General features: G+C 60.6%; 12 protein-coding genes. 10 read left to right on the top strand and 2 right to left on the bottom strand.

Annotation, left to right across the window (positions count from 1 at the left end; translation table 11 throughout):
* Positions 1–67 precede the first annotated feature (67 nt).
* The 10 genes from ubiE to AB3226_RS16635 all read left to right on the top strand — a co-directional run bounded on the left by ubiE (position 68) and on the right by AB3226_RS16635 (position 8,284).
* Positions 68–838, top strand: a complete 771-nt coding sequence (gene ubiE / locus AB3226_RS16680; protein WP_008005057.1) for a bifunctional demethylmenaquinone methyltransferase/2-methoxy-6-polyprenyl-1,4-benzoquinol methylase UbiE — start codon at positions 68–70, stop codon at positions 836–838.
* Positions 838–1,461, top strand: a complete 624-nt coding sequence (locus AB3226_RS16675; RefSeq protein ID WP_367373847.1) for an SCP2 domain-containing protein — start codon at positions 838–840, stop codon at positions 1,459–1,461. The genes ubiE and AB3226_RS16675 overlap by 1 nt, the downstream gene beginning before the upstream one ends.
* A complete protein-coding gene (gene ubiB, locus AB3226_RS16670) occupies positions 1,458–3,062 on the top strand; it encodes a ubiquinone biosynthesis regulatory protein kinase UbiB (RefSeq protein WP_367373846.1) in 1,605 nt (534 codons plus the stop codon). Before AB3226_RS16675 ends, ubiB begins: the two co-directional genes overlap by 4 nt.
* Before the next feature lie 90 nt (positions 3,063–3,152).
* Positions 3,153–3,554 carry a phosphoribosyl-AMP cyclohydrolase gene (hisI, locus tag AB3226_RS16665; RefSeq protein WP_007899278.1) on the top strand — a complete coding sequence of 134 codons (402 nt, stop codon included), beginning with the start codon at positions 3,153–3,155 and terminating at the stop codon, positions 3,552–3,554.
* A complete protein-coding gene (locus AB3226_RS16660) occupies positions 3,547–3,879 on the top strand; it encodes a phosphoribosyl-ATP diphosphatase (protein WP_258619206.1) in 333 nt (110 codons plus the stop codon). Before hisI ends, AB3226_RS16660 begins: the two co-directional genes overlap by 8 nt.
* 24 nt (positions 3,880–3,903) lie before the next feature.
* Positions 3,904–4,182 carry a twin-arginine translocase TatA/TatE family subunit gene (locus tag AB3226_RS16655; RefSeq protein ID WP_367373845.1) on the top strand — a complete coding sequence of 93 codons (279 nt, stop codon included), beginning with the start codon at positions 3,904–3,906 and terminating at the stop codon, positions 4,180–4,182.
* 10 nt (positions 4,183–4,192) lie between these two features.
* The gene (tatB, locus tag AB3226_RS16650; protein WP_367373844.1) at positions 4,193–4,654 is read left to right on the top strand and encodes a Sec-independent protein translocase protein TatB; all 462 of its coding nucleotides are present in this window, start codon (positions 4,193–4,195) and stop codon (positions 4,652–4,654) included.
* Entirely contained in the window at positions 4,651–5,445 is a 795-nt protein-coding gene (tatC, locus tag AB3226_RS16645; RefSeq protein ID WP_367373843.1) for a twin-arginine translocase subunit TatC, read from the top strand. Before tatB ends, tatC begins: the two co-directional genes overlap by 4 nt.
* Positions 5,442–6,149 (top strand): 16S rRNA (uracil(1498)-N(3))-methyltransferase, encoded by a 708-nt coding sequence (locus AB3226_RS16640; protein WP_367373842.1) that lies wholly within the window; start codon positions 5,442–5,444, stop codon positions 6,147–6,149. The genes tatC and AB3226_RS16640 overlap by 4 nt, the downstream gene beginning before the upstream one ends.
* A gap of 218 nt (positions 6,150–6,367) precedes the next feature.
* Positions 6,368–8,284, top strand: a complete 1,917-nt coding sequence (locus AB3226_RS16635) for a methyl-accepting chemotaxis protein (protein ID WP_367373841.1) — start codon at positions 6,368–6,370, stop codon at positions 8,282–8,284.
* 144 nt (positions 8,285–8,428) lie between these two features.
* On the opposite strand, the gene mdoH is transcribed toward AB3226_RS16635, so the two are convergent.
* Positions 8,429–10,999 carry a glucans biosynthesis glucosyltransferase MdoH gene (mdoH, locus tag AB3226_RS16630; protein ID WP_367373840.1) on the bottom strand — a complete coding sequence of 857 codons (2,571 nt, stop codon included), beginning with the start codon at positions 10,997–10,999 and terminating at the stop codon, positions 8,429–8,431.
* Positions 10,992–12,797, bottom strand: a complete 1,806-nt coding sequence (locus tag AB3226_RS16625; RefSeq protein ID WP_367373839.1) for a glucan biosynthesis protein G — start codon at positions 12,795–12,797, stop codon at positions 10,992–10,994. The genes mdoH and AB3226_RS16625 overlap by 8 nt, the downstream gene beginning before the upstream one ends.
* Positions 12,798–12,971 lie beyond the last annotated feature (174 nt).

The raw sequence follows: 12,971 nt of genomic DNA, 5'->3' as shown, positions 1-12,971 counted from the left end.
AGCCTTGCCAAGACAAAGCAGGCCACCGGGATTAGAATGTCGCGCATTCTCTTTTGGTGACAGCGATATGACTGATCAGCGCAAAGGCAGCGATGCCGAACCCACCACTCACTTCGGCTTCAAAAACGTACCGGAAAGCCAGAAAGCGGAAAAAGTCGCTGAGGTTTTCCACTCGGTAGCCGCCAAGTATGACCTGATGAACGACCTTCTGTCGGGCGGCATGCACCGTCTGTGGAAGCGTTTCGCGATCGAACTGTCGGGCGTGCGCACCGGTAACCGCGTGCTGGACATCGCCGGCGGCACTGGCGACCTGACCCGCAAGTTCTCGCATCTTGTGGGACCGACTGGTCAGGTAGTGTTGGCCGACATCAACGAATCGATGCTCAAGGTCGGTCGTGACCGCCTGCTGGATCTGGGTGTGTCCGGCAACGTCGAATTCGTCCAGGCCGATGCTGAAAAGCTGCCGTTCCCGGACAACCATTTCGATTGCGTGACCATCGCCTTCGGCCTGCGCAACGTGACGCATAAAGAAGACGCCCTGCGCTCGATGCTGCGCGTATTGAAACCGGGCGGCCGTTTGCTGGTGCTGGAATTCTCCAAGCCAACCAACGCGCTGATGTCCAAAGCCTACGACGCCTATTCGTTCGCCTTCATGCCGTTGATGGGCAAGCTGATCACCAATGATTCGGAAAGCTATCGCTACCTGGCCGAATCGATCCGCATGCACCCGAATCAGGAAACCCTGAAGTCGATGATGGTCGAGGCCGGTTTCGACCGCGTGACCTATCACAACATGACCGCAGGCATCGTCGCCCTGCACCGCGGCATCAAGCCCTGATGTTGCTGGCCGGCCTGCTCGCCAGCGTTGAACTCGGTTTGAACCGGGTGCTGCGTCTCGACAGCACGGCGCTGCCGCGGCTGGCGCATTTGAGTGGCAAGGTGATTGCCGTCGACTGCCGCAGCCCGGCGCTGCAACTGTTCATCCTGCCCAGCGATGAAGGCCTGATGCTCGCCTCCCAGTGGGAAACCGGTGCCGACTGCACCTTGCGCGCACCGGCCTCAAGCCTGCTGAAACTGGCGACGAGCAAGGATAAGACTTCGGTCCTGCATAGCCCTGAAGTCGAACTCGATGGCGACAGTGGCGTGCTGCTGGAACTGGCGGCAATCCTTCAGGACCTCGAACTGGACTGGGAGTACGAACTCTCACGCTGGCTGGGACCTGTGGCCACGCAACTGGTCGGCGGTCACCTGCGCAGTCGCGCACGCTGGTATCAGCAAGGGTTCGCCAGCCTGAACCAGAACCTGGGCGAATACCTGGCCGAAGAATCGCGCGCCCTCGTCGGTCAGCGTGAAGCTGACGCCCGTTTTAATGAACTGGACCAGATCAAGCTCGATCTGGAACGTCTCGAGGCGCGTTTTGAGCGCCTTTCCCGATCCCTCGACCCAAGCGATAACGCATGAAGCTGCTTGCCGTCCGCCGTTTGTTGCGCATCCAGCGCGTTGTGATTCGCTACCGCCTTGATGACTTGCTGTTCGCCCTGCCACTGCCCTGGTTTCTGTTGGCACTGCGCTACGCCTTGCCGTGGCGCTGGTTCCCGCGCAAGACGCTGGACCTGAGCCGTGGCGCGCGACTACGCCTGGCGTTGCAGGACCTGGGGCCGATTTTCATCAAGTTCGGTCAGATTCTTTCGACGCGCCGCGACCTGCTGCCCGAAGACATCGCCGATGAACTGATGAAGCTGCAGGACCGCGTGCCGCCGTTCGACTCGCAAGTGTCGATCCGGCTGATCGAAGAGCAGCTCGGCAAAAAGATCAGTGAAGTCTTCAGCCGTTTCGACGTCGAACCGCTGGCCTCGGCTTCGGTGGCGCAAGTGCATGCCGCGCAGCTGAAAACCGGTGAAGAAGTGGTGGTCAAGGTGATCCGCCCGGGCCTGAAACCGATCATTGCCCAGGATCTGGCATGGCTGTTCATCCTCGCCCGCGCGGCGGAAAAGCTCTCGGCCGACGCTCGCCTGCTGCACCCGGTGGACGTGGTCAGCGACTACGAAAAAACCATCTACGACGAACTCGACCTACTGCGCGAGGCGGCTAACGCCAGCCAGTTGAAGCGCAATTTCGAGGGCTCGCCACTGCTCTATGTGCCCCAAGTTTATTGGGACTGGTGCAGGCCGAAAGTGCTGGTGATGGAACGCATCTACGGGATTCAGGTCACCGACCTCGCGACTCTGGCCGACCAGCGCACCGATATGAAAATGCTCGCCGAACGCGGCGTGGAGATTTTTTTCACCCAGGTGTTCCGCGACAGCTTCTTCCACGCCGACATGCACCCCGGCAACATCTTTGTCAGCACTGTGCAACCGTGGAGCCCGCAGTACATTGCCATCGACTGCGGCATCGTCGGCAGCCTGACCCCGGAAGACCAGGACTATCTGGCGCGCAACCTGTTCGCGTTCTTCAAGCGTGATTACCGCCGTGTCGCGCAGTTGCACATCGATTCGGGCTGGGTGCCGGCGGAAACCAAACTCAACGAATTCGAAGCGGCAATCCGCACGGTGTGCGAGCCGATCTTCGAAAAACCGTTAAAAGATATCTCCTTCGGCCAGGTGCTGATGCGCCTGTTCCAGACTGCTCGACGCTTCAACATGGAAGTGCAGCCGCAGTTGGTCTTGCTGCAAAAAACCCTGTTGAATATCGAAGGCCTGGGCCGTCAGCTGTACCCGGACCTTGACCTGTGGAACACCGCCCAGCCGTTCCTCGAACGCTGGATGCGCGAGCGCGTCAGCCCCAAAGCCTTGTTAGGCAACGTGCAGAGCCAGTTCGAACAGATCCCGCATTTGGCCAACATGGCTCGCGACCTGCTCGAGCGTATGTCCCAGCCCCACGCCAACGACCCGCCGCCCCCTTGGCACAAGCGCAAGGACGACTGGTTCCTGCGCCTGCTCGGCACCGCTCACTTGGCCGGTGGCACGATACTCGCCGCCGGTGGCCCGTTGAACGATTTGGGGCATTGGCCCGCCGGAATCATGGTGGCGGTCGGTTTGTATCTGGTCGTTCGCCGATAGCCAGTTGGGTGTTCGGCTGGCACACTGTTTGAACGCTGAATTGAACATTGGCCTCAGCTATTGAAGTAGAGCCCGCTGTCGGAGTCGAAGATGAAAAACTGGCTGGACGAGATCAAGTGGGACGCCGATGGCCTCGTGCCGGCGATTGCCCAGGATCACAAGACCGGACGCGTCCTGATGATGGCCTGGATGAACCGCGAAGCGCTGGAACTGACCGCTGCCGAGAACCGTGCCATTTACTGGTCACGTTCCCGTGGCAAGCTGTGGCGCAAGGGCGAAGAGTCTGGCCACGTGCAAACCCTGCATGAGATGCGCCTGGACTGTGACGCTGACGTGATCATCCTGATGGTTGAGCAAATCGGCGACATCGCCTGCCATACCGGCCGTCAGAGCTGCTTCTACCGCGTCTTCGAGAACGGCGACTGGAAAACCGTCGACCCGGTGCTCAAAGACCCGCACGCTATCTACTCCGCAGGACACACACATGAGTGACACCCTGACCCGTCTGGCCCAGGTACTCGAAGAGCGCAAAGGCGCCGCCGCCGACAGCTCGTATGTCGCCAGCCTGTACCACAAGGGCTTGAACAAGATTCTGGAAAAAGTCGGCGAAGAGTCGGTCGAAACCATCATTGCTGCCAAGGATGCCGCCATCAGCGGTGACTGCAGCGATGTGATTTACGAGACCGCCGATTTGTGGTTCCACAGCATGGTCATGCTCGCCCAGTTGGGGCAGCATCCACAGGCTGTGCTCGATGAACTGGACCGTCGCTTCGGTCTGTCCGGACATACCGAGAAAGCCTCTCGCCCGTCCGCCTGAACATCTATTACAGAGGAACGCAACATGGGCATTTTTGACTGGAAACACTGGATCGTCATCCTGGTTGTCGTCGTGCTGGTGTTCGGCACCAAGAAACTGAAAAACCTCGGTACTGATGTCGGCGAGTCGATCAAGGGCTTTCGTAAAGCCATGAACGACGACGAGAAACCGGCCGACACGACAGCGACCCCGGCTCAACCGGTTCCACCTGTTCAGCCACAGGCCACACAGTCCGTGAACCCGCCGCACACCATCGACGTGCAGGCGCAAAAAGTCGAAGAGCCGATCCGCAAAGACTCGTGAGCACTGACTAATGTTTGGTATCAGCTTCTCTGAACTGCTGCTCGTCGGCCTCGTCGCCCTGCTGGTGCTGGGCCCCGAGCGTCTGCCGGGCGCTGCGCGCACCGCCGGCCTGTGGGTCGGGCGGCTGAAGCGCAGCTTCAACGCGATCAAACAGGAAGTTGAACGTGAAATCGGTGCCGACGAGATTCGCCGGCAACTGCACAACGAGCACATTCTGTCGCTGGAGCAGGAGGCGCGGAAGATCTTCACGCCGACTCAGCAGGAGGCTACGCCGGTTCAGCCGGTTGAGCCTCTGTCGGAGCAAACGATTCATGCTCCGATTGCAGAAACTGCACCTGCCGCTGCACCGACGGAAACGGTGAAAGCTGTTGAACCGGCGCCGGTGGTCGCGTCCGTAGAACCTGTTGCTCCTGCCGCCGCGCCGACAACACCGGCGCCTCACGACACCACTTTTCCGCCGCGAGTCTCATGAGCGATCTCCCCGAAAACGACCAGCACATGCCGCTGGTTTCGCACCTCACCGAGTTGCGCACGCGCCTGCTGCGTTGCGTGGCGGCGGTGTTCATCATTTTTGCCGGGCTGTTCGCCTTCACCCAGCAAATCTACACCTTCGTCTCCACGCCGCTGCGCCAGTACTTGCCAGCCGGCGCGACGATGATCGCCACCGACGTGTCGTCGCCGTTCCTGACGCCGCTGAAGCTGACCATGATGGTTTCGCTGTTCCTGTCGATCCCGGTGATCCTGCATCAGATCTGGGGCTTTATCGCGCCAGGCCTCTACAAGCATGAGAAGCGCATCGCGGTGCCGCTGCTGGTCTCCAGCATTCTGCTGTTCTACACCGGCATGGCGTTCGCCTATTACCTGGTGTTCCCGCTGATCTTCAAGTTCTTCGCCGCCGCCACCCCGGCCGGCGTGGAGATGATGACCGACATCAGCAGCTACCTCGATTTCGTCATGACGCTGTTCTTCGCCTTCGGCGTGGCGTTCGAGATTCCGGTGGCCGTGGTGCTGCTGGTGTGGATCGGCGTAGTCAACGTTGCCTACCTGAAAAAAATCCGCCCGTATGTGATCATCGGCTGCTTCGTGGTCGGCATGATCCTGACGCCGCCGGACATCTTCTCGCAGACGCTGTTGGCCGTTCCGATGTGGTTGCTGTTCGAGATCGGCATCCTGTTCGGTAGCCTGATCAGCAAGCGCGGCGAACATCCGGACGATCAGCCGGCTGACGATCACAACGACCAGCCGCCAGCGACTCAAGCGTGAACCTGCTGCTCCTCGAAGAGGCCGACTTCATTGCGGCCGACCGGGTGATCTTGCGCGATCGGCGGTTGACTCACATGCAGGAAGTCCATCGCTCGGTGGTCGGCGACAGCATGCGCGTCGGGCGTATTGGCGGACTGATGGGCACAGCCGAGGTGCTGCGCCTGGACGCCGATGAGGCCGAGTTGCGCGTCACCCTCGATCAGCCGCCACCGGCCAAGCTGCCACTGACTTTGGTGCTGGCCCTGCCGCGACCGAAAATGCTCCGCCGGGTGTTTCAGACCGTGGCCGCCATGGGTGTGCCGCGCATCGTGCTGGTGAACAGCTATCGCGTCGAGAAGAGCTTCTGGCAAACCCCGTTCCTGGAACCCGAGGCGATTCGCGAGCAATTGATCCTGGGTCTTGAACAGGCCCGCGACAGCGTGCTGCCAGAGATCGTCATCGAGAAGCGCTTCAAGCCCTTTGTCGAAGACCGTCTGCCGGCCATTACCGAAGGCACCTTAGGCCTGGTCGGCCATCCCGGCAACTACCCGCCCTGCCCTCGTGGCCTGAACGAACCCGTGACCCTGGCCATCGGCCCCGAAGGCGGCTGGATTCCCTACGAAATCGACTTGCTGGCCAAGGCCGGCTTGCAACCGGTGCAACTTGGCGAGCGCATTCTGCGGGTTGAAACAGCCGTCACTGCGCTGCTGGCACGCCTCTTCTAACCCCAGACACTTATCCTGTGGCGAGGGAGCTTGCTCCCGCTCGGCTGCGAAGCAGTCGTAAAACCGGTGAATGCAGTCTTGCTGGAAAAAAGCGGTGGCCGCTTCGCGCCCAAGCGGGAGCAAGCTCCCTCGCCACAAGTGCTTACTCGCCTACAGATTCCTGCCAGCCGGCCGATACAGTTCCCATAAAACCGATTAGGCCCTAGGGGAGTTGCAGCATGTACCGTTGGCTAGCCGAAAAACTGGGAAACGTAAGCGTCAATCGCAAACTGGGTATCGGCTTCGGTCTGGTGCTGCTTCTGACCTTGTTGATCACCTTCACCGGCTGGACCGGTCTGAGCGGTGTGATCAGCCGTGGCGATACGCTTGGGTTTATTTCCAGCCTCAAGGAGCTGACCAAAGACCTGCGCCTGGCCCGTCTGGATTACGAAATGCGCCGTGGCGAACAAGGCTCGGGCGCCATCAATGATCTGCTCGGCCAACTCGATAGCGGCCTTAAAACCGCACGCACACTGATCGAACAGCCTGGCGATCTAGCAATGATCGACCAGCAACTGGCCGCCGTCAGCGAGTACAAACGCACCGTCGCCGACCTGACTCAAGCCACCGCTACCCGCGAAGACGCCCGCAGCAAACTGGGCGCTACCGCCGATAACGCCGTGGCCCGGGTCGCCGAAGTCGAAAAATCCCTGTTGCAAGGCGACAGCGTCGCTCAGTTCAACAGCGTGATCGACCTGAGCAAGCTGATCCAACAAGCGCGCTTTCAAGTGCGCGGCTACACCTACAGCGGCAAGCCCGAGGCCGAGCAGCCGGCGCTGGACGCCATCGGCAATGCTCTGAAGAACCTCGAAAGCCTGCCATCTCAACTGCCGGAACAACACATTGCCAACCTGCAACAGGCGACCGACTCGCTCAAAGCTTATCGCGGGGCCGTCAGCCAGTTTCGCGACGCTCAAGTCGCCAGCGGTGCTGCTATTAAACGCATGATCGCACAAGGCGACATTCTGCTCGACACCAGCAAAAAGCTCACCGCCTCGCAAACTGTCGTACGTGACACCGACACAGCGCACGCCAAGAACATGCTGCTGTTGGCTACTGTCCTGGCGTCGGCCTTTGGTTTGTTCGCGGCCTGGGCCATCACCCGCCAGATCGTCATTCCTCTGAGCCAGACCCTCAAAGTGGCCGAGCGTGTCGCCGCGGGCGACCTGACCCACAATCTCATTTCCGAACGTCAGGACGAACTGGGCCAGCTACAGCGCGCCATGCAGAGTATGACCCTGGGCCTGCGGGAACTGATCGGTGGCATCAGCGATGGCGTGACCCAAATCGCCAGCGCCGCTGAAGAGCTGTCCGCCGTCACCGAACAGACCAGCGCCGGAGTCAACAGCCAGAAGGTCGAGACCGATCAGGTGGCCACCGCCATGCACGAAATGACCGCCACTGTGCAGGAAGTCGCGCGCAACGCCGAGGAAGCGTCCGAAGCCGCCGTCGCCGCCGACCAACAAGCCCGCGAGGGTGACCGGGTAGTCGGCGAAGCCATCGCCCAGATCGAGCGCCTGGCTACCGAAGTCGGTAACTCCACTGCCGCCATGGGCGATCTGAAGCGCGAAAGCGACAAGATCGGCAGCGTGCTCGACGTGATCAAGTCCGTGGCCCAGCAAACCAACCTGCTGGCGCTCAACGCCGCCATCGAAGCCGCCCGCGCCGGTGAAGCCGGGCGCGGTTTTGCGGTGGTCGCCGACGAGGTCCGCAGCTTGGCCCAGCGCACCCAGAAGTCCACCGAAGAAATCGAAGAGCTGATCGTCGGCCTGCAAACCGGCACTCAGCAAGTCGCGACCATCATGGACAACAGCCGCAGCCTGACAGACAGCAGCGTCGAACTGACCCGACGCGCCGGTAGCTCGCTGGAAAGCATTACCCGCACCGTGTCGGCAATCCAGTCGATGAACCAGCAGATCGCCGCCGCTGCCGAGCAACAGAGCGCGGTGGCTGAAGAGATCAACCGCAGCGTGCTGAGCGTGCGTGATGTGTCCGAGCAGACCTCGGCCGCCAGTGAAGAGACCGCGGCGTCCAGCGTTGAGCTGGCGCGGTTGGGGGCCCATTTGCAGAGGCTGGTGGGGCGGTTCAAGGTTTGAGGTGATGCGGGCATCCCGGTTCGCTTGAAACCGGAGTGATGCAATCGCGGGCAAGCCCGCTCCCACAGGATCCGCGCCGAACACAAAGTTGTGCTCAGTCAGATCATCAGCGCAAAAAAAACCCCGCTTTCGCGGGGTTTTTCATTAGGCCAACTGAGGCTGCACGCTCACAGGCTTGAGCGGCAACAGCGGCGCATGGGGATCGGCATCCACCGATGTGCGCCAGGCTTGCAGCCACTCGGCGTGGCCTTCGTTCCAGACCTGCTCATGCAAGCGACCCAGTGCCACCGGATCACTCAGCAGGGCCACTCGCTCGTTGTTGGTCAGCCCGGCAGGACCGACCTTCATCGCATGGCGAACCCGCTCGATACGCAGCCATTCGATCGGCTCGGCCTGACGGTGACGGGATGTCGCCAGCGCGCACGCCAAGGCGTTCTGTTGCGGATCGACCACTGCCCGGACGAAGCCGTCGTTCAGCGCATGCCAACGGTTTTCGTGGGTGTACTGGTCGGTTGCCAGCAACGCCTGTGGCGGATTGTATTCCTCAGGGATCAGGAACAGGCTTTCGTCACGGGACTTGAGGCCCAGGCCGACACGGCTGGAGATCACCGATACCGGGATCGACAGCATCAGCGAACCGACAATCGGCACCAGCCACCAAAGGAAGCTCGGGTTCAGCCAGATCACCAACAACGCCCAGAAGAAGCCCAGCAAGGTTTGCGGACCGTGGCGCTTGGCCGCTTCGCTCCATGGTGTGGAATCGTCGTCACGTTGCGGCGAGTTCCAGGTCGCGGCCCAGCCGAGGAACGCGGCGAGTACGAAACGGGTGTGAAAGATCATCCGCACCGGCGCCAGCAGCATGGAGAACAACATCTCCAGCAGCATCGACAGCGTCACCTTGAACTTGCCACCGAACTCTTTCGCACCCTTGGCCCAGATCAGGATGATGCTCAGCAATTTCGGCAGGAACAGCAGCACGATGGTCGTCGAGAACAGCGCAATTGCCTTGTCCGGCTGCCATTGCGGCCACAGTGGATAGAGCTGACGCGGTTCCAGGAAGTATTGCGGCTCCATCAACGTGTTGACCGCCAGCAAGGCCGTCGACAACACCAGGAACAAGAACCATAACGGCGCAGACAGGTACGACATCACGCCGGTCAGGAACACCGCACGGTGCACCGGGTGCATGCCCTTGACCAGGAACAGCCGGAAGTTCATCAGGTTGCCGTGGCACCAGCGACGGTCACGCTTGAGTTCGTCCAGCAGGTTCGGTGGCAGTTCTTCGTAGCTGCCCGGCAAGTCGTAGGCAATCCATACGCCCCAGCCGGCACGGCGCATCAGCGCAGCTTCGACGAAGTCGTGGGACAGAATCGCACCGGCAAACGCGCCTTTACCGGGCAACGGCGCCAGGGCGCAGTGCTCGATGAACGGCTTCATGCGGATAATCGCGTTGTGACCCCAGTAGTGGGATTCGCCCAACTGCCAGAAGTGCAGACCGGCAGTGAACAGCGGACCGTACACACGCGTGGCGAACTGCTGCATACGCGCATAAAGGGTGTCCATGCCCGACGCACGCGGCGCGGTCTGGATGATCCCGGCGTCCGGCGTGGCTTCCATCAGCCGCACCAGACTGCTCAGGCATTCGCCGCTCATCACGCTGTCGGCGTCGAGCACGACCATGTACTTGTAGTCACCGCCCCAACGACGGCAGAAGTCGTCGAGGTTGCCGCTTTTACGTTTTACGCGGCGGCGGCGACGACGATAGAAGATCTTGCCGAAGCCTTTGCCTTCACGGCAGACGTCCAGCCAGGCCTGCTGCTCGGCAACGCAGATGTCGGCGTCGTTACTGTCGCTGAGCACGAAAAAGTCGAAGCGATCCAGGTTACCCGAGGCCGCAACCGATTCGAAGGTCGCCCGCAAACCGGCGAACACCCGCGGCACGTCTTCGTTGCAGATCGGCATCACCAGTGCGGTGCGTGCGTCCTTGGCGATCGGCTCGTTGCCGGCGCTGGCGCCGGAAATGCGGTACTTGTCACGGCCGGTGATCAACTCGAGGAAGCCCATCAGCGCGGTCCAGAAGCCCGCCGAGACCCAGCAAAACAGAATCCCGAACATAATCAGAATGCTGGTTTGCAAGGCATATGGCAGCACTTGCGTGGCGGTTTGGGTCAGCGGTTGATGCAGGACTTCTTCGAGATCGACGAACGACCAGCCCTGGTACGGCATGATGCCTTTCATGTACCAGCCGGCGACGATCGTCTGACCGAGCATCAGCACCAGCAGAATGTAGCGGCGGATCGAACCGACGGTGCGCCAGCGAGCCGCTGGCAGCACGTTCTCATCCTTCGGCGGGGCCGGCGGATTGGTGCGACCGGTCAGCCGACGCCAGCCACGCACCAGAATATTGGTGCGCCACGGCTCGGGCACGACTTTGGTCCGACGGATCGGCGGGGTTGCCTTGAGGCAAACCCGACCACTGGCGTCGAGCACCAGCATTTCCGCGTCCGCCAGTTCTTCGGCGGAGTTCAGGGTCAGGCGCCGGCCGACCGAGGCTTGAGCAGCCTCGGTCGGCGCGTCGAACGTCGAGGACGACAGACGTTCGTGCAGTTCACTGAACGACTTGCAGCCCGCGAGTTCCGCGCGCTGCTCGTCACTCATCGGCAAATGCGCCAGATACTCGGCAAGCGTTTGTGGCTGTACTTGTGAATTACTCATCGGCGGGCAACTGATAGCTCCAGGTCTCGGTCAGGACTTGTTCAGTCGGTGCCGATTCCGTTGTGGCTGGGGCCGCTTCGGCAGCAACAGGCTGCTTGGCGTCTTTGTTGTCCTTGTCCTTGGTGTCCTTGACTTGCTGGGCTTGTGCTTCAGCCTGCTTGGCTTCCTTGTCCTTCTTCTCTTGCTGCCGGGCGGCGATCTTGTCGGCCTTGGCAACGGAAGAACTGGACGCTGGCGCCGCGGTCTTGATCGCTTCGGCAGGCGTGATGTTCTTCACCAGTGCAGCCCGCATTTCGGTGGCTTTGCCCGGATCCTTGATTTTCATCCGCAAAGTCAGGCGCCAGCCCTTGGTTTCAGGGTTGTAACGGACGCTGTTCTCGACCAGCTCTGCGTTGTCGCCAACGCTCACCTGGCTGCGCACTTCGGCATCTTCCGGCAAGGCCTGCAGGGAGGGGCCTTCGAAATCCACCAGATAGGCCACGCTGCCGTCCGGCTGACGAATCAGGTTCGACTGCTTCACATCACCCGTGGAACGCAGGGTCTGTTGAACCCAGGCGCTGTCCGGCGAATGCAGGGAGGCTTCATCGAGGGTCCAGTGCAAGCGGTAGGCAACGTCCAGCGACTGGCCAGGCTCAGGCAGTTTGTCCGGGCTCCAGAAGGCAACGATATTGTCGTTGGTTTCGTCAGCAGTAGGAATCTCCACCAGATCGACGGAGCCTTTGCCCCAATCGCCTTTCGGTTCGATCCAGGCACTTGGGCGCTTGTCGTAGCGGTCATCGAGGTCTTCGTAGTGACTGAAGTCACGGCCACGTTGCAGCAAACCGAAACCGCGCGGGTTCTCGATCGAGAAGTTGCTCACGGCCAGGTGTTTCGGATTGTTCAGTGGGCGCCAGATCCATTCACCGTTGCCGGCATGGATCGACAGACCGCTGGAATCATGCAGTTCGCGACGGTAGTTCAGCACTTTCGACGGCTGGTTGGCGCCGAACAGGAACATGCTGGTCAGCGGCGCAACACCGAGCTTGGTGACCTTGTCACGCAGGAACATCTTGGCCTTGACGTCGACGACCGTATCGCTGCCCGGACGCAGGGTCAGGCGATAGGCACCGGTGGCACGCGGCGAATCCAGCAGGGCGAAGATCACCAGATGCTTGTCGCCCGGCTGCGGCTGTTGAATCCAGAACTCGGTGAAGCGCGGGAACTCTTCGCCGGACGGCAACGCGGTATCAATAGCCATGCCGCGAGCGGAGAGCCCGTAGGTCTGCCCCTTGCCGATGACGCGGAAATAACTCGCGCCGAGCATGGTCATGATTTCGTCTTGCTTGTCGGCCTTGTTGATCGGGTACAGCACACGGAAACCGGCATAACCCAGCTGTTCGGTGGCTTTAGGATCGAACTTCACGTCGCCGAAATCGAAACGACTTGGGTCGTATTTGATCTCTTCGACGGTGTTGGCCGTGATTTCGTTGATTTTCACCGGCGTATCGAAGTGCATACCCTGGTGATAGAACGACAGCTTGAATGGGGTTTTCTGATTCGCCCATTCGGCCTTTTCAGTCAGGAACCGAATTTTTTGATAATCAGCGAATTTCATCTCGCGAAATTCATTCGGCAGGTTACTGCGCGGGGCTTCGTATTTTTGCCCGGCCAGCTCTTTTGCCTTGACCGATACGTCATCCAGATTGAATGCCCAAAGTTGGCCGGCGCTGAACAGGCAGAGCAGTGCAGAGCCTGCTACCAGAGCGCTTCGAAACCGTTTGGCAGACAATTTTGGTGCATTACAGGGACTAACAATCACGAGCAACCCTCGCCGAAAACAGATCAAAAAACCAACGGCCAGTTAAAGTGCCAGCACGGTGTGCGGTGGAAAAAAACCGACCCTGCGAACGACTCTTGCCAAGTTGGCGAGCATTGTTCCGACTCCTATGGGGCAAAATGATTCCCCAACAGGCCTCGGACAAGTCTCTACCTA

Source organism: Pseudomonas lini (assembly GCF_964063345.1).
Classification (GTDB): domain Bacteria; phylum Pseudomonadota; class Gammaproteobacteria; order Pseudomonadales; family Pseudomonadaceae; genus Aquipseudomonas; species Aquipseudomonas lini_B.
Note: the sequence above shows the minus strand (reverse complement) of the source record. Positions and strands in the feature narration are given on the sequence as shown.